31 protein-coding genes are annotated in these 25999 nt (G+C 61.3%); 19 read left to right on the forward strand and 12 right to left on the reverse strand.

The genetic code is table 11. The annotated features are described in order from the left end of the window. Positions 1 to 7 precede the first annotated feature (7 nt). The 5 genes from ACSQ26_RS12325 to ACSQ26_RS12345 all read left to right on the forward strand — a co-directional run bounded on the left by ACSQ26_RS12325 (position 8) and on the right by ACSQ26_RS12345 (position 2125). Positions 8 to 208: a hypothetical protein gene (locus ACSQ26_RS12325; RefSeq protein WP_436009131.1), complete on the forward strand. Its 201-nt coding sequence runs from the start codon at positions 8 to 10 to the stop codon at positions 206 to 208. A 113-nt stretch (positions 209 to 321) separates the two neighbouring features. After that, positions 322 to 465, forward strand: coding sequence for a hypothetical protein (locus tag ACSQ26_RS12330; protein WP_436009133.1), 144 nt, complete (start codon positions 322 to 324; stop codon positions 463 to 465). Then, positions 462 to 1019 (forward strand): RNA 2'-phosphotransferase, encoded by a 558-nt coding sequence (locus tag ACSQ26_RS12335; protein WP_436015234.1) that lies wholly within the window; start codon positions 462 to 464, stop codon positions 1017 to 1019. The genes ACSQ26_RS12330 and ACSQ26_RS12335 overlap by 4 nt, the downstream gene beginning before the upstream one ends. Then, entirely contained in the window at positions 1016 to 1687 is a 672-nt protein-coding gene (gene purQ, locus ACSQ26_RS12340) for a phosphoribosylformylglycinamidine synthase subunit PurQ (RefSeq protein ID WP_436009135.1), read from the forward strand. The genes ACSQ26_RS12335 and purQ overlap by 4 nt, the downstream gene beginning before the upstream one ends. A 48-nt stretch (positions 1688 to 1735) precedes the next feature. Beyond that, entirely contained in the window at positions 1736 to 2125 is a 390-nt protein-coding gene (locus ACSQ26_RS12345; RefSeq protein WP_436009137.1) for a hypothetical protein, read from the forward strand. Positions 2126 to 2137: 12 nt separating this feature from the next. On the opposite strand, the gene ACSQ26_RS12350 is transcribed toward ACSQ26_RS12345, so the two are convergent. Further along, positions 2138 to 2380, reverse strand: a complete 243-nt coding sequence (locus tag ACSQ26_RS12350) for a DUF1127 domain-containing protein (protein ID WP_436009139.1) — start codon at positions 2378 to 2380, stop codon at positions 2138 to 2140. A gap of 82 nt (positions 2381 to 2462) precedes the next feature. Here ACSQ26_RS12350 and ACSQ26_RS12355 point away from each other — a divergent pair, with 82 nt between their 5' ends. From ACSQ26_RS12355 to ACSQ26_RS12390, 8 genes are all read left to right on the forward strand, one after another. Continuing rightward, the gene (locus tag ACSQ26_RS12355) at positions 2463 to 3878 is read left to right on the forward strand and encodes a PLP-dependent aminotransferase family protein (protein ID WP_436015236.1); all 1416 of its coding nucleotides are present in this window, start codon (positions 2463 to 2465) and stop codon (positions 3876 to 3878) included. A 130-nt stretch (positions 3879 to 4008) separates the two neighbouring features. Further along, entirely contained in the window at positions 4009 to 6240 is a 2232-nt protein-coding gene (gene purL / locus ACSQ26_RS12360) for a phosphoribosylformylglycinamidine synthase subunit PurL (RefSeq protein ID WP_436009141.1), read from the forward strand. Between the two features lie 11 nt (positions 6241 to 6251). After that, positions 6252 to 6485, forward strand: a complete 234-nt coding sequence (locus ACSQ26_RS12365; protein ID WP_436009143.1) for a BolA/IbaG family iron-sulfur metabolism protein — start codon at positions 6252 to 6254, stop codon at positions 6483 to 6485. 155 nt (positions 6486 to 6640) lie between these two features. Further along, a complete protein-coding gene (locus ACSQ26_RS12370; protein ID WP_436009145.1) occupies positions 6641 to 7708 on the forward strand; it encodes a calcium-binding protein in 1068 nt (355 codons plus the stop codon). Positions 7709 to 7792: 84 nt separating this feature from the next. Continuing rightward, complete coding sequence (locus ACSQ26_RS12375; RefSeq protein WP_436009147.1) at positions 7793 to 8074, forward strand: hypothetical protein; 282 nt, start codon at positions 7793 to 7795, stop codon at positions 8072 to 8074. Between the two features lie 109 nt (positions 8075 to 8183). Then, on the forward strand, positions 8184 to 8522 hold the full coding sequence (grxD, locus tag ACSQ26_RS12380) for a Grx4 family monothiol glutaredoxin (RefSeq protein WP_436009149.1): 339 nt from the start codon (positions 8184 to 8186) through the stop codon (positions 8520 to 8522). A 99-nt stretch (positions 8523 to 8621) separates the two neighbouring features. Then, positions 8622 to 9902, forward strand: a complete 1281-nt coding sequence (locus ACSQ26_RS12385) for a multidrug effflux MFS transporter (RefSeq protein ID WP_436009151.1) — start codon at positions 8622 to 8624, stop codon at positions 9900 to 9902. Between the two features lie 103 nt (positions 9903 to 10005). Continuing rightward, complete coding sequence (locus ACSQ26_RS12390) at positions 10006 to 11244, forward strand: multidrug effflux MFS transporter (protein WP_436009153.1); 1239 nt, start codon at positions 10006 to 10008, stop codon at positions 11242 to 11244. Here the strand turns inward: ACSQ26_RS12390 and ACSQ26_RS12395 are convergent. The 7 genes from ACSQ26_RS12395 to rpsD all read right to left on the reverse strand — a co-directional run bounded on the left by ACSQ26_RS12395 (position 11234) and on the right by rpsD (position 15593). Further along, a complete protein-coding gene (locus tag ACSQ26_RS12395; RefSeq protein ID WP_436009155.1) occupies positions 11234 to 12055 on the reverse strand; it encodes an inositol monophosphatase family protein in 822 nt (273 codons plus the stop codon). The two genes, ACSQ26_RS12390 and ACSQ26_RS12395, sit on opposite strands and share 11 nt — an antisense overlap. Beyond that, on the reverse strand, positions 12052 to 12876 hold the full coding sequence (ttcA, locus tag ACSQ26_RS12400; protein WP_436015238.1) for a tRNA 2-thiocytidine(32) synthetase TtcA: 825 nt from the start codon (positions 12874 to 12876) through the stop codon (positions 12052 to 12054). The genes ACSQ26_RS12395 and ttcA overlap by 4 nt, the downstream gene beginning before the upstream one ends. Positions 12877 to 13012: 136 nt before the next feature. After that, on the reverse strand, positions 13013 to 13579 hold the full coding sequence (locus ACSQ26_RS12405) for a YceI family protein (RefSeq protein WP_436009157.1): 567 nt from the start codon (positions 13577 to 13579) through the stop codon (positions 13013 to 13015). Between the two features lie 24 nt (positions 13580 to 13603). After that, a complete protein-coding gene (locus ACSQ26_RS12410) occupies positions 13604 to 14164 on the reverse strand; it encodes a cytochrome b (protein WP_436009159.1) in 561 nt (186 codons plus the stop codon). A 9-nt stretch (positions 14165 to 14173) separates the two neighbouring features. Continuing rightward, on the reverse strand, positions 14174 to 14491 hold the full coding sequence (locus tag ACSQ26_RS12415; RefSeq protein WP_436009161.1) for a helix-turn-helix domain-containing protein: 318 nt from the start codon (positions 14489 to 14491) through the stop codon (positions 14174 to 14176). Then, complete coding sequence (locus tag ACSQ26_RS12420) at positions 14469 to 14858, reverse strand: type II toxin-antitoxin system RelE/ParE family toxin (protein ID WP_436009163.1); 390 nt, start codon at positions 14856 to 14858, stop codon at positions 14469 to 14471. The genes ACSQ26_RS12415 and ACSQ26_RS12420 overlap by 23 nt, the downstream gene beginning before the upstream one ends. A gap of 117 nt (positions 14859 to 14975) precedes the next feature. Further along, entirely contained in the window at positions 14976 to 15593 is a 618-nt protein-coding gene (gene rpsD / locus ACSQ26_RS12425) for a 30S ribosomal protein S4 (protein WP_258161730.1), read from the reverse strand. Positions 15594 to 15991: 398 nt separating this feature from the next. Between rpsD and ACSQ26_RS12430 the strand changes: the two genes are divergently transcribed. Continuing rightward, positions 15992 to 16357 carry an MmcQ/YjbR family DNA-binding protein gene (locus tag ACSQ26_RS12430; protein WP_436009166.1) on the forward strand — a complete coding sequence of 122 codons (366 nt, stop codon included), beginning with the start codon at positions 15992 to 15994 and terminating at the stop codon, positions 16355 to 16357. Positions 16358 to 16378: 21 nt separating this feature from the next. Here ACSQ26_RS12430 and ACSQ26_RS12435 read toward each other — a convergent pair whose 3' ends face one another. The 3 genes from ACSQ26_RS12435 to ACSQ26_RS12445 all read right to left on the reverse strand — a co-directional run bounded on the left by ACSQ26_RS12435 (position 16379) and on the right by ACSQ26_RS12445 (position 20585). Further along, positions 16379 to 17227: a VOC family protein gene (locus ACSQ26_RS12435; RefSeq protein WP_436009168.1), complete on the reverse strand. Its 849-nt coding sequence runs from the start codon at positions 17225 to 17227 to the stop codon at positions 16379 to 16381. An 83-nt stretch (positions 17228 to 17310) separates the two neighbouring features. Then, positions 17311 to 18816: a helicase HerA domain-containing protein gene (locus tag ACSQ26_RS12440; protein ID WP_436009170.1), complete on the reverse strand. Its 1506-nt coding sequence runs from the start codon at positions 18814 to 18816 to the stop codon at positions 17311 to 17313. An 83-nt stretch (positions 18817 to 18899) separates the two neighbouring features. Next, the gene (locus tag ACSQ26_RS12445; RefSeq protein WP_436009172.1) at positions 18900 to 20585 is read right to left on the reverse strand and encodes a DUF4166 domain-containing protein; all 1686 of its coding nucleotides are present in this window, start codon (positions 20583 to 20585) and stop codon (positions 18900 to 18902) included. 221 nt (positions 20586 to 20806) lie between these two features. On the opposite strand from ACSQ26_RS12445, the gene ACSQ26_RS12450 reads away from it, so the two are divergent. Beyond that, positions 20807 to 21760: a flagellin gene (locus ACSQ26_RS12450; protein WP_436009174.1), complete on the forward strand. Its 954-nt coding sequence runs from the start codon at positions 20807 to 20809 to the stop codon at positions 21758 to 21760. A 63-nt stretch (positions 21761 to 21823) separates the two neighbouring features. Here the strand turns inward: ACSQ26_RS12450 and ACSQ26_RS12455 are convergent, their stop codons facing one another. Next, positions 21824 to 23038: an NADP-dependent isocitrate dehydrogenase gene (locus ACSQ26_RS12455; RefSeq protein ID WP_436009176.1), complete on the reverse strand. Its 1215-nt coding sequence runs from the start codon at positions 23036 to 23038 to the stop codon at positions 21824 to 21826. Positions 23039 to 23228: 190 nt separating this feature from the next. On the opposite strand from ACSQ26_RS12455, the gene ACSQ26_RS12460 reads away from it, so the two are divergent. The 4 genes from ACSQ26_RS12460 to murI all read left to right on the forward strand — a co-directional run bounded on the left by ACSQ26_RS12460 (position 23229) and on the right by murI (position 25998). After that, a complete protein-coding gene (locus tag ACSQ26_RS12460; RefSeq protein ID WP_436009178.1) occupies positions 23229 to 23819 on the forward strand; it encodes a hypothetical protein in 591 nt (196 codons plus the stop codon). Beyond that, positions 23816 to 24337: a hypothetical protein gene (locus ACSQ26_RS12465; RefSeq protein WP_436009180.1), complete on the forward strand. Its 522-nt coding sequence runs from the start codon at positions 23816 to 23818 to the stop codon at positions 24335 to 24337. Before ACSQ26_RS12460 ends, ACSQ26_RS12465 begins: the two co-directional genes overlap by 4 nt. A gap of 70 nt (positions 24338 to 24407) precedes the next feature. Beyond that, a complete protein-coding gene (locus ACSQ26_RS12470) occupies positions 24408 to 25211 on the forward strand; it encodes an RNA methyltransferase (RefSeq protein ID WP_436009182.1) in 804 nt (267 codons plus the stop codon). Beyond that, the gene (murI, locus tag ACSQ26_RS12475; protein ID WP_436009184.1) at positions 25204 to 25998 is read left to right on the forward strand and encodes a glutamate racemase; all 795 of its coding nucleotides are present in this window, start codon (positions 25204 to 25206) and stop codon (positions 25996 to 25998) included. Before ACSQ26_RS12470 ends, murI begins: the two co-directional genes overlap by 8 nt. Position 25999 lies beyond the last annotated feature (1 nt).

Raw genomic sequence — 25999 nt, forward strand, 5'->3', positions numbered from 1 at the left:
GGCTCACGTGGCCAAGGTTACGCAAGAGATATACGAAGAGCTTCTTAAGCTTGAGTCGGAGGTTGCAGGTCTGGCCCTCTCTCTCGAAGAGACTGTTGCGTTCATGCGGGAAACAAATCGCGAGCTTGCGGAGGGCCAAGCGAAGACCGAGGCTTTGAAACGAAAACTGTTTGGTGATCGCTTCAAGCGCATGGATGCTGCCGAATGACTGAGGTAAGTCAGGAACTCCTTCATGAGGTACTTCGGCGGCTTCATCAGCGTAATGACAAATCGGACTTGGCGATCAGAGATTTGCGATCGGAGTGCCATTCGCTGCGGCGAATGGTGACCACGCATCAGAGCGATCTCAACAATTTGTATGAACTGGTTCACAGGATCGAAGATCGTCTCGACCAGATCGAGAAGCGTCTGGAACTCCGAGACTTCCAGGAAATGCCGCAATCGCCGTTCGATCCGCATAACTGACCATGCCCGCCAGCGACACCGAAATCTCCAAGTTCCTGAGCTACGTGCTGCGCCACGCGCCGCAGGAACTCGGCCTTGCGCTCGATGCCGAGGGCTGGACGGATTATTCCGAACTGAGCGGCAAGCTCTGTGAAAAATTCGGCATAGTTGATGCGGATATCCAGCGCGTGATCGCCGAGAATCCCAAGAAGCGTTTCACTCTTGCGGGCGACCGGATTCGTGCCGCGCAGGGGCATTCCGTTGAAGTCGATCTCGGGCTCAAGCCGCGGTCCCCGCCTGATATCCTCTACCATGGCACGTCCGGCAAGGCGTGGCAGGCAATCGGCACCTCGGGATTGAAGCCTATGAACCGAACCCATGTGCATTTATCGCCGGATATCGAAACCGCCCGCACCGTCGCGATCCGCCGCAAGGGGCCGCATGTCCTGTTGAAAGTCGATTCCCGCGCCATGCAGGCCGCAGGTTATGCTTTCTTCGCCGCAGACAATGGCGTATGGCTCACCCACGAAGTTCCTCCGGACTATCTGTCCGCCGTCACGGAGACAAACCAATGAAATCAGCCGTCGTCCAGCTTCCGGGCCTCAATCGCGACCGCGACATGATCGCGGCGCTCACCAAGATTTCCGGCCATGCGCCGGTGACGATCTGGCAGACCGAGACCGAGATTCCGGATGTCGACCTGATCCTCATTCCCGGCGGTTTTTCCTACGGCGATTATCTGCGCTGCGGCGCCATCGCAGCCCGTATGCCGGTGATGCAGGCGATCCGCGACAAGGCGGACAAGGGCGTCAAGGTTCTCGGCGTCTGCAACGGTTTCCAGATCCTCGTCGAGGCTGGCATGTTGCCGGGTGCGCTGATGCGGAATTCCTCCCTGAAATTCGTCTGCCGCGAAGTGAAGCTCGAAGTCGTCAACAACGAAACGGCCTTTACCCGCGCCTATGACAAGGGCCAGATAATTCGCTCCCCGGTCGCCCATCACGACGGCAATTACTTTGCCGACGAGGAGACGCTTGCGAAGCTCGAAGGTGAAGGCCAGGTCGTGTTCCGCTATGCCGCCGGCACCAATCCGAACGGCTCGATCAAGGACATTGCCGGCGTGATCAACGCCGAGGGCAATGTGCTCGGCATGATGCCGCACCCGGAAAACCTGATCGAAGCGGCGCATGGCGGCACCGATGGCCGCGGCATTTTCGCCTCGGCGCTCGAAGTCATGGCTGCTTAAGCTTTGGACGCTAAGAGGAGCGAAACAGCCCGTTGCCGGAGTAGCTCCATGCGCCAGTTCGCCCTTTTCGCCGCCCTATCCATGCTTGCGCTGCTCGCTGCCTGTTCGACGGCCAAGGAACCGGTTTCGGCGCTGAATGTGGGCGCGCTGCCGGTCATGGAACGCGTGGCGCTCGGCGCCAATCGTTGCTGGTTCAAGTCCAAGGATCCGGCTTTCACCGCCTACCGGCTGGCACCGGAGCTGAACTCCTTCACCGGCACGCCGCGCATATTGATCGTCAAGAAGCATTCACCGGAATCGCGGCCGCTTCTTGTCATCCAGGCGCAAGGGCATCCTGCAAAACTCGACGCCTTCGGGCCTCTGATGTCCGATACCGCCATCCATGCCCGCGTCAGCAAGGACGTCAACCGCTGGGCACGGGGCGGCAAGGACTGCTAGCCGACAACGAGTTCAACGCCCATTGTGCATGTAGTATGCGATCGCAGAACGCGCGGCTTCGCGGTCGGCGGCCTCACGCGTGATGCCGATGTCGCGCAATTGATCGTCGGTCAGTTCGATCAGATCGATGCGGGTATGCCGGAGCTCCCTGTGCCTGAGAAAGCCCGCCCAGAGCGCGCTCAGCAATGTGAACCCCGTTGAGACCGGCGGATGCCGGCCTGCAAATCCTGTAGCAATTGTCTCTATTGTCGTCATTGCGGTATCCTTGGGAGGAATATTGTACCTGAATTTCTTATGCCTTGACCTAAAAAAGAATACAATGTAGAGAATTGTCATGGTGACAAGTTGGATTCCTGAGATCGAAAACCGCAAAGGTCCGCTCTATGTGCGCATAGCGGATAGTGCGGAAGCCGATATCAAGGTCGGCAAGCTGGTGGCGGACACCAAGCTGCCGCCCCAGCGTGACCTTGCCTATGACCTCGGGGTGACAATCGGGACAATCACCCGCGCCTACGCGCTACTGCGCGAACGCGGGCTGGTCAACGGAGAGGTAGGTCGCGGCACCTATGTTCAGCCTGGCCTCGCCTCCAACCAGAATTTGAAGGATCCGATCACGGCCAATTTCGGCGGCACGCGCTCCATGTCGCCGCCGCCCGGCAAGCTGCGCTTCGACACCACCGCCGCGGCCGATGTCGGCCAGTCCGCAGCGATCGGGCAGTTGATGATGGAAATCGCCACAAACAATCCCCGCGAGATCGCCAGCTATACCCGCGTCCTCTCGCCGGACTGGCAAGAAGCGGGCCGCCGATGGCTCGCCAAAGGCGATTGGGCACCAGAGGCCTCATCTATCATCCCGCAACTGGGTGTGCACGCCGCGATCACCGCCATCATTGCCGCCGTTTCGGGTCCCGGCGACAGGATTGTCAGCGAACATCTGACCTATTCGCAGGTCGCGCGCAGCGCCATGCTGACCGGCCGCCAGATCGCGCTGGTGGATTCCGACGAGAACGGCATACTGCCCGAGGATTTCGAACGCGTTTGCGTGCGCGAGCATCCCAAGGCGGCGTTCATCATCTCATCCGGGCAGAACCCGACGCTTGCGGTGCTGCCCGAGAGCCGCAGGCGGGAGATCGCCGACATTGCCCGCAGGTACAATGTCTGGCTGATCGAGGATTATATCTATGGCGGCATGATCGACGACGATATTCCGCTCCTGGCGCAGATCGCACCGGATCGCACGTTCCTCGCCAATGGCCTGTCGAAGTCCGTCGCGGCCGGCGTGCGCGGCGCCTGGGTCGCCTGCCCGGTCCACTTCGCGCAGCGGGTTCGCGTCACGCAGAAGCTGGTCACCGGCGGCCTGCCCTTCGTCCTGGCAGAACTTGCGTCGCGGCTTGTGCTTTCGGGCGTGGCCCATGAAATTCGCGGCAAGGTCATCGCGGAAATCCAGGCGCGAGAGGCGATTGCCCGGCGTATCTTCGCGGGCCACGACTTCCGCTCCCATCCGAATATGCCCTTTATCTGGCTCAAACTGCCGGAACCCTGGCTGTCGGGCACGTTCAAGCAAGCAGCCTTTAACGAAGGCGTCCTCATCGACGACGAGGACGAGTTCAAGGCCGGGCGCTCGGACCGGGTCTATCACCGGGTCCGCATCAGCTTCAGCGAGGGCACCAATCGCCCGGCGATCGAAGAGGGTATGTCCACTCTCCGCCGCCTGCTGGATGATGGACCGTCGGCCTATATCGGTGTGAGCTGAGCGGTGTGCGGTGTATCCGCGACGCCCAAGCCCTCCCAACGCTGTTGATTCAACCATTTTCCTGTCGCGCTTGCGAACAGCTTGGGTTATAGGGGGCGCGAAGTCCTCAACCCCTCCCCTTGAGAGCCCGATGACCGTTTCCAACGACCGCCCGATTACGCCAGACCTCATTGCCAGCCACGGCCTGAAGCCGGATGAATATGAGCGCATCCTCTCGCTGATCGGCCGTGAGCCGACTTTCACCGAACTCGGCATATTCTCGGCGATGTGGAACGAGCATTGTTCGTACAAATCCTCGAAGAAATGGCTGAAGACACTGCCGACCAAAGGACCGCGGGTCATCCAGGGACCGGGCGAAAATGCTGGCGTCGTCGATATCGATGACGGCGACTGCGTGGTCTTCAAGATGGAGAGCCACAACCATCCCTCCTATATCGAGCCCTACCAGGGCGCGGCGACCGGCGTTGGCGGCATCCTGCGCGATGTCTTCACCATGGGCGCGCGGCCGGTGGCGGCGATGAACGCGCTGCGTTTCGGCGCGCCTGACCATCCAAAGACCCGGCATCTGGTCGCGGGCGTCGTCGCCGGTGTCGGCGGCTACGGCAATTCCTTCGGCGTGCCGACGGTTGGTGGCGAGGTCGAGTTCGACGCGCGCTATAACGGCAATATCCTGGTCAACGCCTTCGCGGCGGGCCTTGCCAAGTCCGATGCGATCTTCCTCTCCGAAGCCAAGGGCGTCGGCCTGCCTGTCGTCTATCTCGGCGCCAAGACCGGCCGCGACGGCGTCGGCGGTGCGACCATGGCCTCGGCTGAATTTGATGAGTCGATCGAGGAGAAGCGCCCGACCGTGCAGGTCGGCGACCCCTTCACCGAAAAGTGCCTGCTGGAAGCCTGCCTCGAACTGATGAAGACCGGCGCGGTGATCGCGATCCAGGACATGGGGGCGGCCGGCCTCACCTGCTCGGCTGTCGAAATGGGCGCCAAGGGCGATCTCGGCATCGAGCTCGATCTCGACACGGTGCCGGTGCGCGAAGACCAGATGACGGCCTATGAGATGATGCTGTCGGAGAGCCAGGAGCGCATGCTCATGGTGCTCGAACCTTCCAAGGAAGAGGTCGCCAAGGCGATCTTCGTCAAATGGGGGCTGGACTTCGCCATCGTTGGCAAGACGACCGACGATCTCCGCTTCCGCGTCATCCACCAAGGGACGGAAGTCGCCAACCTTCCGATCAAGGATCTCGGCGATCAGGCACCGGAATATGATCGTCCCTGGACGCCGCTGGTCAAGCCGGCGCCGCTGGCTGCCAACGACGTGCCGCAGGCCGATGTCGCCGATGCGCTGATCACGCTGGTCGGCTCGGCCAACAATTCCTCGCGCCGCTGGGTCTACGAGCAATACGACACGCTGATCCAGGGCAATTCGCTGCAGCTTCCGGGTGGAGACGCTGGCGTCGTGCGGGTCGAAGGCCATGAACACAAGGCGCTGGCCTTCTCCTCGGACGTGACGCCACGCTATGTCGAGGCCGATCCGTTCGAGGGTGGCAAGCAGGCGGTCGCCGAATGCTGGCGCAACCTGACCGCCACCGGCGCCCTGCCGCTGGCCGCCACCGATAATCTCAATTTCGGCAACCCCGAGAAGCCCGAGATCATGAGCCAGCTCGTGCATGCCATCAAGGGCATCGGCGAGGCCTGCACTGTGCTCGAATTTCCGATCGTCTCGGGCAATGTGTCGCTCTACAACGAGACCCACGGCAAGGGCATCCTGCCGACCCCAACCATCGGTGGCGTCGGCCTGATCGACAACTGGCTGCGCATGGGCCGTGCCCGCTTTGCCGAGGAAGAGCAGCCAATCCTGCTGATCGGCGCGCCGGCTTCATGGGGTACGCATCTCGCTCAGTCCGTCTATATGCGCGACATCCACGGACGTACCGACGGCCCGCCGCCCTATGTCGATCTGCAGCACGAGAAGCGCGTCGGCGATCTGGTCCGCGAATTGATCCGCGATGGCCTGGCAACGGCTGTGCATGATTGCTCCTCGGGCGGGCTGGCACTGGCGATCGCCGAGATGGCCATGGCATCCGGCATCGGCGCCGATATCAATCAGGTCGAGGGTGCCGACCCTATCCCCGTCTTCTACGGCGAGGACCAGGGCCGCTATGTCCTCACAGTCCGGCGCGACGATCTCGACGAGGTGCAGGAGATCGCGGAGACGCGCGGCATCTTCGCGCCGCTGATCGGCACGACCGGCGGCGTGACCGTCAAGCTCGGCAATGCCCGCCCGACCGCAATTGAACAATTGCAAAAGGCCCATGAATCGTGGTTCCCTGACTTCATGAGCGGCGAACTTCCGCCGACCGAGTAAGGAGACTGCGGATGCCGATGAATCCGGGCGACATCGAAGACATGATCAAGGAAGGCATTCCCGGCGCCAAGGTGACGATCCGCGATCTCGCCGGCGATGGCGATCATTACGCTGCGGAAGTCGTAGCCGAACAATTCCGCGGCAAGAGCCGCGTGCAGCAGCACCAGATGGTCTATCAGGCGCTCAAGGGCAACATGGGCGGCGTGCTGCATGCTCTGGCGCTGCAGACGTCAGCGCCGGATTGAGCGTCTCCGGGTGGAATGCGGCGGCACCCTGACGCCCAGGGCGCTGCATTCGATCTTGCGCGCAAGCCGCGAATTTCTTGCTTTCCACGGATTGGAATCCGGCGACTGAGCGATCATACTCCGCAACCCCTGCCCTGAACAATGGAGTGGTTGCGATGGTCATGCTCACACCTCCCTCGACTGTTGGTGCCGGCCCGGTGGTCAATCTGGGAACCACCGACTCCGTTACCGTCGGCAAGAACGTGGCGCTCGTCTCGACGTCGGGACATGTCATTACTGGAACGGGCTCCGAGCATGCGGCGATCATCGATGGCACCCTCGTGGCCTCCGCGTTTGGCATAACCTTGGGTGACATATTTGATTTCGGCAACTCGGCCACCGTCGGCCAGTCCGGTCGTATTATCGCCCTCGGGGGCTCGGCCGGCGGCATCGCTTGCTACGGCGCAGACGCAACGGTGATCAACCATGGCTACGTCGAAGCCGCGGCCTATGGCATCGCCCTGGCCAGCACGGCCACCGACACGCATTCCACAGTGATCAACACGGGCACGATCATAGCCGGATTCCTCGGGGTTTTTCGGGATGGCGCCAATACGACCGAAACCATTGTATTCAAGAATAGCGGATTGCTGCAGTCCGAAGGCGATGCCTATGGCTTTTTCGACTCAGGGCATACGGGCCGCGATCTGATCACCAACACCGGGCGGATCGTCGGCAATATCAGAACGCTCGGTGGCGACGACTCGTATGACGGCCGCAAGGGCAGCCTGGACGGAGAGATACTTGCCGGCGACGGCAACGACCGTCTCATGGGCGGCAAGGAAGCCAATATATTCTGGGGCGAAGCGGGCCTCGACAAGCTGACTGGCGGCCGGGGTGCCGACCTGCTCACCGGCGGACTGGATGCCGACCAGTTCATCTATGTCTCGACCAGAGACAGCAGCGCAAAGCCGGCCGGGCAGGATACGATCTTCGACTTCACGCAAGCCCAGAACGACAGGATTGTGCTCAAGACCATCGACGCAGACTCGCGAGCGGGCGGTGATCAGAAGTTCGACTTCATCGGCGACGACGCATTTTCCAGCAATGCCGGCGAACTGCGCTTCAAGATCGTCGTCAGCGATACCTTCGTTTACGGCGACACGAATGGCGATCGCAAGGCCGACTTTGCGATAAAGCTGGACTCCACCGTGACCCTGGCGGCGGGCGACTTCATTTTGTAGTGGACGACCGGCACGCACGTCTTATTGTGATCGACGAAGGGCGAAGCCATCGCCCGGGTTCCACGAGACCGGACGGGAAGCGGCATGGCAGGCGTGATGGATACTTTCATCTCGGGCATCGTCAAAAGCGCGATGAGTGAGATACTCAAGAGGACGACCGGAAAATCCACCGCCACGAAGCGCACCAAGCGTAAGACCCGCACGACAGCCAAGCCTTCCACCACCACCTCGAGCCGCAGCCGATCGACGAGGAAGGCCGGCCCCACATCGGGTGCCAGCGGCCGCGTCGCCAAGGCGACAGGCGCGGCCAAGAAGCAGGTGAGCAAGCGCCGCACCGTTGCGGCACGATCCAAGACCCGGCGCTGAAGCCCAAGATTATTTCGCTTTCGGTTCTGGAATTCGTGCCTCGCCTTCACTATACTTGTTGCGAAGCAGCCATCCGGGCCTTGAACCCGCTTGTCCCAAGGAAACAAAAATGAGCGCGATCGAACAATTCATCGACAATGAAGTGAAGACCAACGACGTGGTGCTGTTCATGAAGGGCACCCCGGATTTCCCGCAATGTGGGTTCTCCGGCAAGGTCGTGCAGATTCTCGACTATATCGGCGTGGACTACAAAACCCACAACGTGCTGGCCGACGCCGATCTCCGCCAAGGGATCAAGGACTATTCCAACTGGCCGACCGTTCCGCAGTTCTATGTGAAGGGCGAGTTCATCGGCGGCTGCGATATCGTCACCGAGATGTTCCAGTCCGGCGAACTGCAGCAGGCGCTGTCCGAAAAGGGCATCGCGCTCAAGGGCCAGGCTGCCTGATTATCAGGTTTCAGGTTTTCTGATCTCTCCCGGGCCGGTTTACCGGCCCGAATTTTTTGCATTGATTTCAATATTTCCTCGCCCTTGCGGATCTTTCCGATGCACGACGTGAACCTTGCCGACAATGCGGCGAACCTCAAGCGCAAGGCCAATCTCGGCATGACCGAGTTCGTCGCGATGTGCGGGAGCCTGGCCGCCGTGGCCGCCATGTCGATCGACATCATCCTGCCGGCACTGCCCGCGATCGGCCGCGCCTTTGGCGTGGGCGACGAGAACAGCCGCCAGCTGGTGATCCTGATCTTCGTCCTGACCTTTGCCGTCAGCCAGCTTTTCTACGGCCCGCTCAGCGACAGGTTCGGGCGCAAGCCGCTGATCGCCGCCGGTCTATGCCTCTATATCACCGGCTCTGTCTCGGCGATGTTCGTCACGGACTTCAATTGGCTGCTCGGCATGCGGATGGTTCAGGGCGTCGGCTCGGCGGCGTTGCAGGTCGTGACGCTCGCCGTCATCCGCGATTGCTTCGCCGGGCCTGCCATGGGCCGGGTGCTGACCTTCGTGTTCACCACATTCATGATCATCCCGATCATCGCGCCGACGATCGGCCAGCAGATCGAATTCGTCGCGACTTGGAAGGGCATCTTCGCATTCAATGCCATCGCGGCCGTGGTGATCCTGATCTGGATGAGCACGCGATTGCGCGAAACGCTCGATGTCGGGGATCGCCGCTCGCTGGCATTCGGCAGCCTGATCGACGCACTCGTCGAAATCTGCACCAATCGCGTGACAGCGGGCTATGCGCTGGCCAGCATGCTGACACTGATCGGGCTGTTCTCCTACATCGTCTCCGTCCAGCAGGTCTATGGCGAACTCTACGGGCTCGGCACGCTGTTTCCTTATGCTTTTGGTGGATCCTCCATCGGCGTGGCACTCGCGGCGCTGTTCAGTGCGCGGCTGGTTCGGCTGATGGGCATGCGGCCGGTCGCGCATGGGGCGCTGGCGATCTTCACCGTTTCGGGGCTCTTTCTCTTCCTGCTGGCGCTGGGCGGCAACCCGCCCTTCTGGGTGACCTTCGGCCTGCTTTCGATCTGCATGATGGCCTTCGGGGTGCTGCAGGGCAATATCAGCGCCATTGCGCTCGAGCCGCTCGGCCATATCGCAGGCACTGCCTCCTCGCTGTTCGGCGTGGTGACGACGACCATCGCGACGGTGCTCGCAGGCGTGGTGGGCCAAGCCTATGACGGCACAGTTGTACCGCTTGCCTTTGCTTTCGGCTTCGGCGGTTTGTTCGCGACGCTTGCGGTGCTCTGGACCGAACGCGGGCGCATGTTCAGGAACAGTGCGTCGCCGACCGGTCAAGCTCCGGCATCATCGTTTCATTAATCTTGACTGGACATGTGTCCAATCATTTTGCATACAACCTTTGCCGCGAGATGCCCGCTCCCAACAGGCGCCTGCGCCTCCATCCAATTGATCGAGTTTTCCTATGTCCGGCCCCGCCCGTCCGATTCCACGCGCTGAATTCATCGCGCTGATTGCCGCATTGATGGCGCTCAACGCGCTTGCCATCGACGTGATGCTCCCGGCGCTGCCGGCCATGGGCCACGCGCTGAATGTCGCCCACGAAAACGAGCGGCAATATGTGCTGACGTCTTATCTTGTCGGCTTCGGGCTTGCACAACTGGCGTTCGGCCCGATTTCCGACCGGTTCGGCCGGCGCATGCCGCTGATGGCCGGCATGGCGATCTATGTCATCGCCGCCGCACTCGCTGCCATTGCCCCGAGCTTCTTCACCCTGCTTGCGCTCCGCTTCATCCAGGGCATGGGTGCTGCCTCGACGCGTGTCATCGGCACATCGGCCGTGCGCGACCGGTTCGAAGGCCGCGCTATGGCCGAGGTCATGAGCCTGGTCTTCATGGTTTTCATGGCGGTTCCGGTCATGGCCCCGAGCATCGGCCAGTTGCTGCTTTTCTCCGGCCACTGGCAGATGATCTTCCTGTTCATGGCGGGGCTCGCGACGCTTGTCGCGGTCTGGGCCTATTTCAGGCTTGCGGAATCGCTGCCCGTCGAGCGCCGGCGGCCGCTGCATCCGAAGGTGATCGCCGAGGGCTTCGGCCTGGTGTTTTCCAACCGCAGCGCACTGTTTTACGGCATATCGTCGATCTTCGTGATGGGCGGACTGTTCGGCTTCATCGGCACCGCGCAGCAGATCTATGTCGACATCTATGGACTGGGCGCCTGGTTCCCGATTGCCTTTGCGGGCGTCGCGGGCTTCATGGCCATCTCGTCGTTCCTCAATTCGAGGATCGTCGGCCGCTTCGGCATACGGCGGGTGACGCACGCGGCGCTGATCTGGTTCATCGCGATGAGTGGAATCTGGCTGCTCTTGGCGATCAACGACGCCCTGCCCTTTCCCCTCTTCATGCTGGTCTTCGCACTGACCATGTTCTCCTTCGGCATGGTCGGGTCCAACACGCAGGCGCTGGCGATGGAACCGCTCGGCGAGGTGGCGGGCACAGCCTCCTCGGTGTTCGGCTTCATGCAGACGGTCGGGGGCGCTCTGATCGGCGCGTTCATCGGCTCGCAATATGATGGCACCGTGGTGCCGACAGCGGCGGGGTATTTCCTGCCCGCACTGATCGGCATCGGCTGCGTGCTGATCGCCGAAAAGGGCAAGCTCTTCGGCGTCAGCGCTCAATATCGGAAACCCGAAGCTACACAGTAAAGACCTCGCGGCGCAGTTCGTCCCACATATCTTTGTTGGGCGCGAGGATCAGCCCGCCCGCCGTATGGCGCGGCGCATAGGCCGAGCCATCGATACGGGCGGCATAGGCGCCTGCTTCCTGCGAGATCAGCGTACCCGGCAAATGGTCCCAGGGCATCAGCTTGTTGTACATCAGGAAATGCACATGGCCTGCCGCGAAGGTACGGTATTCGTGGCCGGCGCAACGATAGTTCATCAGGAACCGGACCTTGGCCATGTTGCCGAGCACCGTGGCGCGGTCGCCGCCATAGAGATAGCCGGTCGAGGCCATGCCGAACATCTGGTCGAGCGGTGCGGGCTCGATGACCTTCAGGCGCTTGCGGTTGCCATCCGGCGTCACCTGCCAGGCGCCCGAGCCCTTCTCGGCCAGCACGAAATCATCGCCCATCGGATCGTAGATCAGGCCGGCAATGGTCTCGCCCTTCGAGACAACCGCCGCCATGACCGCGAACAGCGGCAGGCCCGAGGCGAAATTGAAGGTGCCATCGATGGGATCGACGGTCAGCGCCAGGTCGGCATTGGCGAGCATGGGGAGTAAATCGGGATCCTTGGCGACCGATTCCTCGCCCACGAAGAGTGCGCCGGGAAGAATCGCCTCGAATCGCGCCTTGATGAATCGCTCGGCAGCCTCATCGCCCTCCGTCACGAGATCCGAAGCCTCGGTCTTGATCCGAATGTCCGCCTCGCCGAGCTTGCGGAAACGCGGCATGATCTCGGCCGCCGCCGCCTCTCTCATGAGTGCCGCGAGTGCTTCCACGTCAAATTTGATCATTCGGCTTTTCCTTCGGAGGGCCGGGCCATCAGCCCCGCGAAATCGAACAGTTTGGGGTCGAGCAGATGCGAGGGGTTGGTGTGGCCGAGCGCGCGCAGCATGGCATCCTTGCGGCCGGGCATGCGCGCCTCGATATCGGCCAGCATCGCCTTCATCGCATTGCGCTGGAGGCCGTCCTGCGAACCGCAGAGGTCGCAGGGGATGATCGGGAACTGCATGGCGGTGGAGAAGCGCGCCAGATCCTCCTCGGCGCAATAGCCCAGCGGCCTGAGCAGCATCAGGTCGCCTTCATCGTTCAGGAGCTTCGGTGGCATGGCTGCCAGCCGCCCGCCGTGGAAGAAATTCATCAAGAAGGTCTCAAGGATATCCTCGCGGTGATGGCCGAGCACGACGGCATCGCAGCCCTCTTCGCGCGCGATCCGGTAGAGATTGCCGCGCCGCAGCCGTGAACAGAGCGCGCAATAGGTGGCACCCTCCGGCACCTTCTCCTTCACGATCGAATAGGTGTCGCGATATTCGATGCGATGGGTGACGCCGAGTGCCTTGAGATAATCCGGCAGGATATGCTTGGGGAAATTCGGCTGGCCCTGGTCGAGATTGCAGGCAACCAACTCAACCGGCAGCAGGCCGCGCCATTTGAGTTCAAGCAGCAACGCCAGCAAGCCATAGGAGTCCTTGCCACCCGAGAGGCAGACCAGCCAGCGGCGCTGGCCGTTGAGCATGCCGAAATCCTCGAAGGCCTGCCGCGCCTGGCGGATCAGCTTCTTGCGCAGCTTGTTGAAGCCGGTCGATTGCGGCGCATGCCGGAAGAGCGCCTGCATGGTCGCATCGCCCGAGAAGGCGAGGTTCTCGTCCTCAGGCTCGAAATCCGGGTTGGTGGTCAGCATGGAAGTCGCCGCTGGGTTGGTCGTGCCTGAGGCAATAGCGCAATGGTCGCCGGGGTCAAGCTTAGAGTGCCTAATCCCGCTTGCCGATCAGTTCCATATCGAGCACCACCATGTTGGAGTAGACCGGCGTGCCGACATCCATGTTGAACAGCGCGCGCGACATCTTGCCGGTCACATGGAATTTCAGCCCGCCGCCGGATTTGCCCTCGTAGCGGATGCTGAACTTCGTATCACGGGTGAGGCCCTTGGCTGTCAGTCGACCGGTGATGACGGCGGTGTCGTCGCCAGTGCGTTTCACGGCCGTCGAGCGAAACGACACCTTCGGATAGGTCGCCACATCGAAGACGGCCTCGGATTTGATGAATTCCTCGACGCGTGGATCGACGGCCTCGACACTGCCCGGTGACAGGCTGAACTGGACGCTCGAACGGCTCGCATCCTCGCCGCCGAGAACGAACTGGCCGGAGAAACTCTTGAACCGGCCCTCGATCGCCTGGCCGCCCATCTGGGCGACGGAGAAATGGATTACGGAGGATGGCGCCACCTTGTAGCGCCCCTCGAGTGCGCCGAGCGACTCGGCGTGGAGTGAAAACGGTGTGGCGGCAAGCAGGCACAAGAGGATAACGAGACGCAGCATGGGAGCCTCCATTTCCGGCCGCCGTCAGCGACGGCGAGGCCAGATCATCCGGATCAGAATATCATCCTTCGTCTTGAAATGGTGCCGCAATGCGGCAAGCACATGCACGCCGACGAGAAAGATCGCGGCATAGGCGAGGAAACCGTGCAGGCTCGACCAGACCTGCTCGCTGTGCATGGAGATGCCAAGCGGCAGCGAGGGAATGACGAACAGGCCGAAGAAGCGCGTGGCGATCGGCAGCGGCGAGGTCGAGACGATAGACCAGCCAGTGAGCGGCAGGATGACGAGGAGGAGATAGAGCACTGCGTGAGTGCCGCGCGCGAGCGTCTTTTCACCGGCAGGCATCTCGTCGGGCAGTCGCGGCCGGCGCGAGGTGATGGCCCAGAGGGCACGTAGCACGGCGAGACCGAAGATCAGAAACCCGAACGACTTGTGCCATTGATAGAGATAATACTGGTCGAGCAGGTTCTTGACGCCCTGCATGTACCAGCCAAGCCAGAACTGGCCAAGAAAGAGCACGGCCATGATCCAGTGGAACAGGATCGAGACGAGGCCCCAGGATGTATCGGTGTTGCGGATATTCATGCAAGGGCCTCAGGCGATCGCCTGAATGCCCTTCTTATCCACCACCGTCAAAAGCCTCAACGCTGGCCCGCCCGGCTTCTTCACGCCCCGTTCCCAATCCGAGACCAAGCCCTTGCTGACGTTCAAATAGCGAGCGAATACTGGCTGAGACAAATGTTCTCGCTCTCGAATTGCCCGAATTTCCTCAGGCCCCAGCGCCTCAATGGTCGTAAGGCAGGCTTCGTCGAACTCCCGCATCGTCTGCTTATCGATCGCACCACTCTGATGGAATCCTTCCATCATCTCGTGCATGGCGGCCATCGCGTCACTTTTGTATGTCTTGGCCATCGCAATTTACCTCCATCAGACGCCCTGTTTGCACTTCGGTATCCATTTGTTCATTCGAGAATTGAAGCACGAGTTTTGCGGCCTTTCGAAACACCGCCTGCTCCTCGGCATTCAGATTCGCCCTATCACTCTTGGCAAATCCAAATGCGAACACTGCGCGCTCGCCGGAGCGGAAGAAGACGATCGTCCTGTATCCGCCGGATTTTCCAGCGCCAGCCCGTGCCACGCGCTGCTTGATGACGCTTCCACCAAGATCGGCATCAATCAAGCCCCTTTCGGCGCGTGATACCGCTTCGCAAAGCACCGAATCGGCAAGTCTCTCCTTGCGGGCAAACTTTTCGAACCACGCGTTCTTGAAGACCCGCAAATGCCTCTCCATAACCTAGAGGGCATATATATAACACCTGGCGTTACTTTTCAATCGCCCCACAAAAAAGCCGCCCTTGCGAGGCGGCTTTTCCAATCTTGTTTCGGCTGACAGAAATCAGCGCGAATAGAATTCGATGACCAGGTTTGGTTCCATGACGACCGGGTAGGGAACGTCGGCAAGACCAGGCATGCGGTTGAAGGTGGCCTTCATCTTGTGGTGGTCGACTTCGATATAATCCGGAACGTCGCGCTCGGCGAGCGAGGCGGCTTCGAGGACGATCGCAAGCTGCTTGGATTTCTCCTTGACCTCAATCAGGTCGCCAGCCTTGCAGCGATAAGACGGAATGTTGACCCGGACGCCGTTGACCGTGACATGGCCATGGTTGACGAACTGGCGGGCCGCGAAAATCGTCGCCACGAACTTGGAACGGTAGACGACAGCATCGAGACGCGACTCGAGCAGGCCGATCAGGTTCTCGGGCGTGTCACCCTTGCGGCGTTCAGCTTCGTCGAAGGTGGAGCGGAACTGCTTCTCGGAGATGTCGCCGTAGTAGCCCTTGAGCTTCTGCTTGGCGCGCAGCTGCACGCCGAAGTCGGAAAGCTTGCCCTTGCGGCGCTGGCCGTGCTGGCCCGGGCCGTATTCGCGGCGGTTGACCGGCGACTTCGGACGGCCCCAGATGTTCTCGCCCATGCGGCGGTCGATTTTGTACTTAGACGATGCGCGCTTGCTCATCGCATTTCCTTTCTTTTTGTGGCGTGGCCGAAGCCTTTCGCCTTGTTATAAGGAAACACGCCCTCCTCTGAAAAAGCCTTTCGGCCTTTCTGACAGGTGTCTCAGGTTCGCGAGAACCGAAACGCCACGGGACATGCTCTGCTTCTGCGTGACACATGCCAGCAGAAACGCAACACCGGACATCGCTGCCCGGAGTTGAGCGGCTTCTATGGGTTCGTCTCGGGAAAGTCAACTGCAGCCGCTTGAAATCTTGGACTTTGCGCCCCCCGGTCTGTGGCACGAACCCCGTGCCCTCGACAAGGACTCGAAAGAGATCAGCATCAAGCACGCCTGCCTGTTGATGACGCCCGCGATTTCAGGGACAGTCCGCACTCGATCCCGAGTCGCAGGAGGTCCCGATGTCGCTCTTCAAGCAAGACCAGTTCGACAAATTCGCGGGCAAGCAAGCCGGCGTCACTTTCGTCGATCAATGGGGATCGCGCGTCGCGAAAGTCGGAGGCAAGGTCTTCACGCTGTTGCATAGCCCGGGGAATGACGATGCCAATATCGTCTTCAAGGTGCCGGAGGAGTCGTTTGAAATTCTCACTGCGATGGACGGCATCATCCAGGCGCCCTATTTCGCCAAGCGGCAATGGGTGTCCGTCGGGCAAAACGCCGATCTGCCGGAGGGCGATCTCAAGACCTATATGCTGCGGTCCTACAAGATTATCGCTAAGTCGCTGACGAAGAAATTGCGGACGGAACTCGACATCGAGGTCGAGTGATCAGGCCACCGGGTCGTCTCATCACCTTTGCTCGGTGAAAGCCAGACATGTGCCGAAGGTGCTCGATGGCTCAACGACCAGCCTTTCGCCAATCCGCATGCCAGCGATGTCCCTGAGCGCACCGAAGTCGCGGATCGCGATGGTATAGCCCGCGAGATGCGGGCCATCTTGCATGTTGAACGGGGGGTGGCCGAACGCGGCGCGGAAGGCCTCGGCGGACGATAGGACGATGTCGCCCGTTGCCGTTGAGAACACGACGCGGCCGTCGCCTGGATGGGTGCCGTGGGCGCCGGTGACAATCTCGAAATAATCTTTCAACCCCAATGCGCCCTCGCCCGAGACCCAGACCTCGCTGACGGTCTGCGCGCCGTTGCTGTGCTTCTGGTTCTCCGGCTGCTGGTAGAATGAGGCATTGTAGTGCTGGCAAGCAAAAAGACCCAGCCATGGCGCAGCAGGGTTCGAAGTAAAAGCAAGCGAAAATCCGATTGTGACGTCTTCCCCGCTTGCAAGCTTGGCTGGGCGCGAGAACTCGAAGGCTTCATATTGCGGCAAGCCCCGCGCGACCCAGTTTTTCCGATCGGCCCCAGCATTCCTGGAGTCTAGGACAACCATCGAAAAACCCTCATGGCGGCTTAGGTAATCCCGATTGAAGGCGGAGAACGAAAACACACCCGGTCTATGTTCGACAATCGCCTCTGGAACAGTGACGGCGAGAAGCTCTAGATAGTTGCCGTGCAACTGGATGATCGTATTGCCGGTGCCGAAGGGATGCTGTCCCCGCGGCGAAATCTTGAAGCCCATGGCTTCGTAGGTTCGGCGCATCGCACCGAGATCGTGGCCCGCCAGAACGAGATGGTTGATTCCGTTCATCTGTCCCCCCGTCACGCGGTGGTCCATGGGGCCATCGCGTGAACAAGAACGATACCAATTTCACGTGACAAAACGAAGCGTTCTTATTCCGCCGCGTCGCGGGCCTCTTGCTCCGGCGCATCCGGATTTCCCGGCAGCGTCTCCACCCCCAAATCCGGAAACGCCACAATCCGGCCGCCGAGCCGGTCCTGATGGACGACGACCAGCCCTTGTTCCTCGAAATAACCGAGAAGGCGGCGGGCGCGGCGGACCGAGTGGGTGCCATAGCTGCGGGCGATCGCTGCGTCCGGGGGGCATGGCTGGCCGTTGAGCGCGGCGTTGGCGAGCATCAGGAAGACGGCCTTGAGGTCATCCGTTACGGCATGACTCAGGGTAAGGGTCTTGGCCCAGGCGTCCGACGCCATGGTTTCCGCGTCGGCGCCGGAGCGGATGACGGCAAGCCGCCCACGGAAATCGGCAAGCGACAGTTGCGTGCCGACGAGGCGGCGGATGCGGCAGCGGACGAGGAAATCCTGGTAGAGTTCCGCATCCGTGCGGAAGGCATTGGCGCCTTCCATGACATCGGCAAGCGCGGAGGAGACCTGCGCCTCGCGTTCCTCGGGCGTCAGTTCGGCGCGCTTCGGACGGGATTCGGTGGCGACAGGCTCTTCCGAACGCGGCTTCGAGAGTTCAGCGAGGATGTCGGTGGCCGGCCGTGGCGCGGGCTGGATGTAGCGGGCGATCGGGCGGGCGAATTCGGCGGGGTCGGGCGTCAGGATGAAGTCGGCCGCGTCCTCCATCGCCTCGGGCAGCGGCATCAGCTTGGGGCTCGACGAGCGCGCAGAGGTTTCCACCTTGCCGATCTGCACCTTGACGGGCCGCTTCGTCAGCGCCGGGCCGAGCGCCACGAAGGCGCCGCGCGGCAGGTCGCGGAACATTTCCGCCTGGCGACGGTCGAGGCCGAGAAGGTCTGCGGCGCGCGCCATGTCGATATCGAGAAAGGTGCGGCCCATCAGGAAGTTCGAGGCTTCGGCCGCGACGTTCTTGGCGAGCTTCGCCAGCCGCTGGGTGGCGATCACACCGGCAAGACCGCGTTTACGGCCACGGCACATCAGGTTGGTCATGGCCCCGAGCGACAGCTTGCGCACCTCGTCCGTCACCTCGCCGGCGACAGCGGGGGCGAACATCTGCGCTTCGTCGACCACGACGAGGACCGGATACCAGTAATCGCGCTCGGCATCAAAGAGGCCGTTGAGGAAGATCCCGGCAGCCCGCATCTGGTCCTCGACATCGAGGCCTTCGAGCGAGAGCACGCAGGAGACCCGGTGCTGGCGCACCCGCGCGGCAATGCCGAGAAGCTCGGCCTCGCTGCGTTCGCCCTCGATCACCACATGGCCGTAGCGGTCGGCCAGCGTGACGAAATCGCCCTCGGGATCCACGATCACCTGCTGCACCCAGCCGGCGGATTGTTCGAGCAGGCGGCGCAGCAGATGCGATTTTCCCGAGCCGGAATTGCCCTGCACCAGAAGGCGCGTCGCCAGCAATTCCTCCAGATCGAGCTCCGAGCTTTCGCCGCTCGCGCCCGTGCCCATGTCGATGCCTGCCGTCATTCCATTCCTCGTCGCCGCAACGGTCTTTCTAGCAAGGATTCGGGACACGCGTATGAAGAAATGCGGCAACCCACAGGGTTTTGTCAGGCGTGTTCCAGCCAGCCGTGATAGCGGACGATCAGCCCGAACCAGGGGTGACTGATCTCGACGTGGAAACGAAAGCGGCCGTCTTGCACAAACTCGAATGTCCGGCCGCCCGGCGCCATGAACATGGGCATGGGAAGCCCAAGGAAACGCCATCGGCGGACGATATATTCCAGCCGTCCCTCCTTGGTGACAAGCGCCAGTCCCACGGAGACCGGGCCGAAACGTTCGTCGATCAGGTATTCGCTACGCCCGCGACCTTCGCGTTGCCAACTGCGGAAGACACGGCCGGCGAAGTTTCGTTGCCAGAGTTCGCCATCTTCACGCCGTTCGAGAAGGACATGAACCGGGACTTCCGACCCTTCCCCGGGGAAACGATAGAGGGCGCCGACGATGCGGGAGATGAGACTGCGCCCGCGATTGACCTGCGCGGCGCCAGAGAAAGTCCGGCTGGTCTCGACGGTATGAAGATCCTGGATTTGCCCGGGGAGCTGATCCCAGGCCGTGCCCAGAATGCGCCTGTATAGAGGATCGCTCTTTTCCGAGTGTTCACGGATACCGGTGATGATGTTCTTGATGGCAAAACCGCGCTCGAAATCGGCAAGCGACAACGCCTCGGTGGCAGCCCGCGCGCCGGTCTCCGGGCGGTGACCGGTCAGGCATTTGCGAATGATCGCATCGATTGCCATGGCTGGCACCGAAGGCCCCGTGTCGCCTTCCGCGATGAGATGCCATGAGCGGATGACGGCCCCGCCCTCCGTATCGCGGCCCGAGACCTTCACGAACATCCCGCCGCGACGCTCGCCCCATGTCAGGCGATTGGCCACGGAATGAAACAGGCCGGCGAACGCGGAAAGGCCGGGCAGCAATTTCAGCCGCGTGAGCCAGGCCATTGCCATGAGAAGCCCGAGATAGATTTGCGGCGCGGTGCCCGCACCGAACCACGCCGATTTCAGGCCCGGAATGACTTCTGGAAGCAGTTCCAGATCGGGCACGTCAACCAGCACGAACCGGCGGGAGCCAAGCGGTAGATGGCAAGGCGGGCAGATCGTCATGCGCCGTGATTCCGTGAGGCCGTACCCGCTTTCGAGCTGCCCGCCCAGCATCCGTCTTACCGGCTTGCCGGCATAGCTTGCGATCGCGCGGATGACGTTAAGCCCGATGCCCGCGAATGGCGATGGCGCTATGCCACTCTCGACATGCTCGACCGAGGCCATACCACGCGCGAGTTCGCGGACGACCGCCGCGCTCAGCGCCGGCGAAGAACTTGCGGCTGAGAGCACGAAAACCCGGGCCGCCCTCGCCTCCGCGTCGAATACGCGGATATCACGGGCAAAGGCGCTGCCATCCGAGAAATCGAGGTAGTTCACGCCATGTGCGATACACTGCCGGACCAACCGATAGGGATCACTGCCATAGGCCTGGAACGGCCCCGTCGCATCGACGAGGATATCGGGTCTCAGTTCGGCAAGAGCCTTTCCCATGTCGCCGTCGCGATCGAGGGCGTAGGGCATGAGTGTAGCAGCCGCAGCCAGTTCATCGCACAGTGCCTGGGCCTTTCCGAGTGATCGTCCGGCGACGATCACATGCAGTCTGGCTTCATCGACCAGCAACTCCACCAGCCTGCTGCCGAATGTGCCGTAGCCGCCGATGATGAGGATTTCGAGTCGCCCGGTATCGTCCACGCACGCCCTTTCCGAAACTGTCATCCAAATTCAAAAAAGCATGGCAACCGAAGAAATTTTTTGTCTCTTCCAGTGCCGTTTTACCCCGCGTTAAGCATAGACCTGCATTCTACATTAACCATACCGGGTGTTCTCCGCCGTCGTTGCATGATGCTCGACGGATCGGTTCCGGTATCAGTCAGGCAAGTTGTAAAGTCCACGTATTTAGTTCGGAAGTAGCCGTGACCAGTATTCTCACCAACGCCGGTGCGACGTTCACCGTCGACCAATTGCGTTCGATCACCAGTGCGCGCACCGACAGGCAGCAGGAAATCGCCACGGGTCTTCGTGTGCAGACCGCCGCCGACAACAGCGCCTACTGGTCCATCGCCACGATGATGCGCTCGGACAACCGCGCGCTTGCCGCCGCCGAGGACGGATTGGGCATCGGGGCTGCTGCCGTCGATACCGCCTATACCGGCATGACCATGGCGATCGACGTGGTCGAGGAGATCAAGAGGAAGCTGGTCACCGCGCATGAAGCGGGCACCAATTTCCCCAAACTCGACAGCGAAATCACCGAACTGAAGAGCGAGCTCAGGACGATCGCCGAAGGTGCCTCCTTCAACGGCGAGAACTGGCTGGTTCGCAGAACCGCCGCGGATGACGCCGGCCGCCAGATCGTCGGGTCGTTCGGACGCGACTCGCAGGGCAATGTCTCGGTCCAGACAATGGTCTATTCGATGTGGAACGGAAACGGCACCAATCATCTCATCGACGAGGATTCCAATGCCGGCATCCTGACCAATGCGGCCTATGCCACCGATGTTGGAGCCACCACCAATTGGGTGCTGATCAATGGCCGCAACCAGACGCTCCACACCGAGATCAAGCTTGATGCGAGCACTACGCGAGCCCAGGTCAGCGAGATGCTCTCGGTCACCGACCGGATGCTGATCGCAATGACCGATGCATCCGCCGATTTGGGTTCGCTGGTTTCACGCATTGAGATGCAGCAGGGTTTCGTCGCCGAATTGCAGCAGACGTTGGACAAGGGTGTTGGCCGTCTTGTGGACGCCGATATGAATTCGGCAGCCTCGCGGCTACGCGCCGTCGATGTCCAGCAGAGCCTTGCCAACAGTGCGCTTTCGATCGCCAATGCGGCGCCGCGGAACCTGCTGTCACTGTTGGGGTGACCTAAAAGAAGACCCGGCCTCTTTCGAAGCCGGGTTTGAAATTTCATGATGCTTGGACGGCCCTCAGGCAGTCATCGCCTTCTTGAGGTTCTCATCGATCTTGTCAAGGAATCCGGTGGTCGAGAGCCAGGGCTGGTCGGGGCCGATCAGCAGCGCGAGGTCCTTGGTCATGAAGCCGCTTTCGACGGTCGAGACGCAGATCTTCTCCAGCGTGTCGCAGAACTTGGCGAGTTCCGCATTGTCGTCCAGCTTGGCGCGATGCGCGAGGCCACGCGTCCACGCGAAGATCGAGGCGATGGAATTGGTCGACGTTTCCTGGCCCTTCTGATGCTGGCGATAGTGGCGGGTCACCGTGCCGTGGGCGGCTTCGGCTTCGACGGTCTTGCCATCCGGGGTCAGCAGCACCGAGGTCATCAGGCCGAGCGAGCCGAAGCCCTGCGCCACCGTGTCGGACTGGACGTCGCCGTCGTAGTTCTTGCAGGCCCAGATATAGCCGCCGGACCACTTCAGCGCGGACGCGACCATGTCGTCGATCAGGCGGTGTTCATAGGTGATGCCGAGCTTGTCGAAATCGGCCTTGAACTCGCTCTGGTAGATCTCTTCGAAAATATCCTTGAAGCGGCCGTCATAGACTTTGAGGATGGTGTTCTTGGTCGAGAGATAGACCGGCCAGCCGCGCATCTTGCCGTACATCAGCGAGGCGCGGGCGAATTCCTTGATCGATTCATCAAGATTGTACATGCCCATGGCGACGCCGGCACCCGGCGACTTGTACACTTCCTTCTCGATGACCGAACCGTCCTCGCCGACGAACTTCATGGTCAGCGTGCCCTTGCCGGGGAACTTGAAATCGGTCGCCTTGTACTGGTCGCCGAAGGCGTGGCGGCCGACGACGATCGGCTTGGTCCAGCCCGGAACCAGGCGCGGCACGTTCTTGCAGATGATCGGTTCGCGGAAGATCACGCCGCCGAGGATGTTGCGGATCGTGCCATTGGGGCTTTTCCACATTTCCTTGAGGTTGAATTCCTTGACGCGTGCCTCGTCGGGCGTGATCGTCGCGCATTTGATGCCGACGCCGTATTTCTTGATGGCATTGGCCGCATCGACCGTCACCTTGTCGTTGGTGGCGTCGCGGTGCTCGACGGAGAGGTCGTAGTAATCGATGTCAAGATCGAGATAGGGATGGATCAGCTTGTCCTTGATCAGCTGCCAGATGATGCGCGTCATCTCGTCGCCGTCGAGATCGGCGACGGGGTTTGCGACCTTGATCTTGCTCATGGAATTTCCTCTTTCCTTAGGTGGCCGCGGCGTGGGAAGCGCGCCGCAAATAGGCGGATGGCTTGCCTATAACATCGACAAACCGGGACGCAAACGGGATATTCATGGAAGCCATCGAATTGACGGAATTTCCCGGCCGTGTTCCACGTCTTGCATGACAGGGCGGGAATCACCCGGGAAGGAATTTTCCATGAAGAAGGCGCTAGCAATCGCCATCGCACTCGTGATCGCGACACCGGCCTGGGCAGGACCCGACGAGCCGGTGAAGGCGATCATGGATCTCGCCAGCCAGCTCTGGAGCGACAAGCCGCCCGAGGGCAAGGACTATTTCGACAAGGACCACATCGTCCTGTTCTCGAAGGATTTCGTCGCCGCCTATCGCGAGGCCGAGAAATATCCGATCTACGACGAGGGCGGCGGGCCGTTCGGCTATGACGTGATCACTTCGAGCCAGGACGGCTGCCCGCTCAAGGATATGGCCATCGTCGCCGCGCATGAAGCGGCTGGCGTCAGCGACGTGAAGGTCACCTTCAAGCTTATGAGCTGCTACGCCGAGGATCCCGGCAAGGATGCCATTTCCGAAGTCCATTTCGACGTCATCACCGAGGATGGCAAGCCGGTCATTGCGGACATTCACCGCATTACCGACGGCAAGCCGGATTCGCTCGTCAAGGAAATGAAAGAGCTTGCCAAGACCGGCGCCGAGACGCCGGCCGAACCGCCGACCGCAGACGATCCCAACCAGAACCCAGCGCAGCAGCAGGAATCGCAACCGCAATGAAGAGACTTGGCTTTTTCTCGCTGGCACTCTTGATGCCGCTTACCACCTTTGCCGCCTCGATCGAGGAGCCAGTCAACCGCATCATGGATGTCGCCAAGGCCCGTTGGGAGACCAATGAAGGCACGACAACGGGCTATTTCGACAGTCTCGACCGCGACTTCAGCAAGAATTTTGCCGCCGCCTATCGCGAAAATATGAAGTATCCCGCCTATGACGAAGGCGATACGCCGTTCGACTATGATGTGATCACCTCCAGTCAGGACGGCTGCCCGCTCAAGGATCTCATGGTGTCACCTACGGGTGATGCGAACGGCGCAGCGGTCGTCGATGTCCGCTTCAAGCTCATGACCTGTGCGCCCGATGCCGAGAGCCAAGCCAAGGTCAACGAACTGAAGTTCGACATCGTGACAGAAGGCGGCAAGCCGGTGATATCGGACGTCCATCGCCTGAGCGAAGGCAAGTGGGATTCGCTGGTCGCGGAAATGCTTGATAATATCGAGCGCGGTAAAAATCCGTAGTGGGAATTGCCGGATGCGTGCCAGATGTGCCAGTGAGTGCGGAAAATAGTCTCTTTATCTGGAACGACTGATGTCCGGCACCAATTCCGAACGCGAACTGATCACCGGCGGCCCCGTGGTCGTGCTCGTCGAACCGCAACTCGGCGAGAATATCGGCATGGTCGCCCGCGCCATGGCGAATTTCGGCTTGTCCGAGCTTCGGCTCGTGGCGCCGCGCGACGGCTGGCCGAGCGACAAGGCGCGCGCGGCTGCCAGCAAGGCCGATCATGTGATCGACGGCGCGGTAATCTATGAAACGCTCGAAGCAGCGCTGGCCGATCTCAATTTCGTCTATGCCACGACGGCTCGCGTGCGCGACGGCTTCAAGCCGGTGCGGTCGCCGATCGTTGCGGCAGAAACCCTCCGCGCGAAATACGATGCCGGCGAGAAGGTCGGCATTCTGTTCGGCCGGGAAAAATCCGGGCTGTCTAACGAAGATGTGGCGCTCGCCGACGAGGTCGTGACTTTCCCGGTCAATCCCGCCTTCGCCTCGCTCAATATCGCGCAAGCCGTGCTGCTGATGTCCTACGAGTGGATGAAGACGACGATGGCATCGAAGGACGAAACGCCCTTCCAGGCCGTCGACCAGACGCCCGCCACCAAGGACCAGCTCTTCGGTCTATTCGATCATCTCGAAGAGGCGCTCGATGCGCGGGGCTTCTTCCGCCCTGCCGCGAAAAAGCCCAAGATGATCGACAATCTCCGCGCCGTTCTCTCCCGCCGCGCCTTCACCGCGCCCGAGATCAAGGTGATGCGCGGAATTATCTCCTCCCTCGACCGGTTTAGCCGCAAGCATCCGCGCGGCACCGGAAACCCGGATGATTTCGATGACTGACGCGCCCAAGCCCATCCTCGTGTTCGACAGCGGCATCGGCGGGCTGACTGTGCTGCGCGAGCTCAGGGTGCTGATGCCCGAGCGCAATTTCGTCTATGTCGCCGATGATGCCGGCTTTCCGTACGGCAACTGGGCCGAACCGGAACTGCGCATCCGCATCGTCGAGCTTTTCGGCCGGCTGCTGGACGAGTTGAAGCCGGAAATCACGGTGATTGCCTGCAACACGGCATTCACGCTGGTCGGCGCTGATCTTCGTGCCACCTATCCCGGCCATACCTTCGTCGGCACGGTACCAGCGATCAAGCCCGCCGCCGAACGCACCCGCTCTGGGTTGATCTCGGTGCTGGCGACACCCGGAACCGTCAAGCGCGCCTATACCCGCGACCTCATCCAGTCCTTCGCCACCCAGTGTCATGTGCGGCTCGTCGGCTCGGTCGATCTCGCCCGCATGGCGGAAGCCTATATACGTGGCGAGACGATCGCCGATGCCGACGTGATGGCCGAGATATCGCAATGCTTCCACGAGCAGGATGGCGCCAAGACCGATATCGTCGTGCTGGCCTGCACGCATTATCCCTTCATGGCCAATGTCTTCCGCAGGCTGGCGCCCTGGCCGGTCGACTGGATCGACCCCGCCGAAGCCATCGCCCGCCAGGCCCGCCGCCTGGTGCCGCTGGATGAGAGCCTGCAGCCGGAACACCACGCCGATCGTGCTATACTGACCTCGGGCAAGCCGGATTTTTCGACGCGGCGATTGATGCAGGGGTTTGGGTTGAGCGTGTATTGAT

Source organism: Rhizobium sp. LjRoot254, assembly GCF_964254105.1.
Lineage (GTDB): Bacteria > Pseudomonadota > Alphaproteobacteria > Rhizobiales > Rhizobiaceae > Rhizobium_E.

What these genes read in the sequence shown, in the direction of transcription:
- ACSQ26_RS12365 (WP_436009143.1), top strand. Translation starts at nt 6,252, where the DNA reads ATGCCGATGAATCCGGGCGACATCGAAGACATGATCAAGGAAGGCATT.
- ACSQ26_RS12390 (WP_436009153.1), top strand. Translation starts at nt 10,006, where the DNA reads ATGTCCGGCCCCGCCCGTCCGATTCCACGCGCTGAATTCATCGCGCTG.
- murI (WP_436009184.1), top strand. Translation starts at nt 25,204, where the DNA reads ATGACTGACGCGCCCAAGCCCATCCTCGTGTTCGACAGCGGCATCGGC.
- ACSQ26_RS12350 (WP_436009139.1), bottom strand. Translation starts at nt 2,380, where the DNA reads ATGACGACAATAGAGACAATTGCTACAGGATTTGCAGGCCGGCATCCG.
- ACSQ26_RS12470 (WP_436009182.1), top strand. Translation starts at nt 24,408, where the DNA reads ATGTCCGGCACCAATTCCGAACGCGAACTGATCACCGGCGGCCCCGTG.
- ACSQ26_RS12385 (WP_436009151.1), top strand. Translation starts at nt 8,622, where the DNA reads ATGCACGACGTGAACCTTGCCGACAATGCGGCGAACCTCAAGCGCAAG.
- rpsD (WP_258161730.1), bottom strand. Translation starts at nt 15,593, where the DNA reads ATGAGCAAGCGCGCATCGTCTAAGTACAAAATCGACCGCCGCATGGGC.
- ACSQ26_RS12435 (WP_436009168.1), bottom strand. Translation starts at nt 17,227, where the DNA reads ATGAACGGAATCAACCATCTCGTTCTGGCGGGCCACGATCTCGGTGCG.
- ACSQ26_RS12405 (WP_436009157.1), bottom strand. Translation starts at nt 13,579, where the DNA reads ATGCTGCGTCTCGTTATCCTCTTGTGCCTGCTTGCCGCCACACCGTTT.
- ttcA (WP_436015238.1), bottom strand. Translation starts at nt 12,876, where the DNA reads ATGCAGGCGCTCTTCCGGCATGCGCCGCAATCGACCGGCTTCAACAAG.
- ACSQ26_RS12440 (WP_436009170.1), bottom strand. Translation starts at nt 18,816, where the DNA reads ATGACGGCAGGCATCGACATGGGCACGGGCGCGAGCGGCGAAAGCTCG.
- ACSQ26_RS12460 (WP_436009178.1), top strand. Translation starts at nt 23,229, where the DNA reads ATGAAGAAGGCGCTAGCAATCGCCATCGCACTCGTGATCGCGACACCG.
- ACSQ26_RS12415 (WP_436009161.1), bottom strand. Translation starts at nt 14,491, where the DNA reads ATGGCCAAGACATACAAAAGTGACGCGATGGCCGCCATGCACGAGATG.
- purL (WP_436009141.1), top strand. Translation starts at nt 4,009, where the DNA reads ATGACCGTTTCCAACGACCGCCCGATTACGCCAGACCTCATTGCCAGC.
- ACSQ26_RS12465 (WP_436009180.1), top strand. Translation starts at nt 23,816, where the DNA reads ATGAAGAGACTTGGCTTTTTCTCGCTGGCACTCTTGATGCCGCTTACC.
- ACSQ26_RS12430 (WP_436009166.1), top strand. Translation starts at nt 15,992, where the DNA reads ATGTCGCTCTTCAAGCAAGACCAGTTCGACAAATTCGCGGGCAAGCAA.
- grxD (WP_436009149.1), top strand. Translation starts at nt 8,184, where the DNA reads ATGAGCGCGATCGAACAATTCATCGACAATGAAGTGAAGACCAACGAC.
- ACSQ26_RS12395 (WP_436009155.1), bottom strand. Translation starts at nt 12,055, where the DNA reads ATGATCAAATTTGACGTGGAAGCACTCGCGGCACTCATGAGAGAGGCG.
- ACSQ26_RS12455 (WP_436009176.1), bottom strand. Translation starts at nt 23,038, where the DNA reads ATGAGCAAGATCAAGGTCGCAAACCCCGTCGCCGATCTCGACGGCGAC.
- ACSQ26_RS12410 (WP_436009159.1), bottom strand. Translation starts at nt 14,164, where the DNA reads ATGAATATCCGCAACACCGATACATCCTGGGGCCTCGTCTCGATCCTG.
- ACSQ26_RS12370 (WP_436009145.1), top strand. Translation starts at nt 6,641, where the DNA reads ATGGTCATGCTCACACCTCCCTCGACTGTTGGTGCCGGCCCGGTGGTC.
- ACSQ26_RS12345 (WP_436009137.1), top strand. Translation starts at nt 1,736, where the DNA reads ATGCGCCAGTTCGCCCTTTTCGCCGCCCTATCCATGCTTGCGCTGCTC.
- purQ (WP_436009135.1), top strand. Translation starts at nt 1,016, where the DNA reads ATGAAATCAGCCGTCGTCCAGCTTCCGGGCCTCAATCGCGACCGCGAC.
- ACSQ26_RS12375 (WP_436009147.1), top strand. Translation starts at nt 7,793, where the DNA reads ATGGCAGGCGTGATGGATACTTTCATCTCGGGCATCGTCAAAAGCGCG.
- ACSQ26_RS12330 (WP_436009133.1), top strand. Translation starts at nt 322, where the DNA reads ATGGTGACCACGCATCAGAGCGATCTCAACAATTTGTATGAACTGGTT.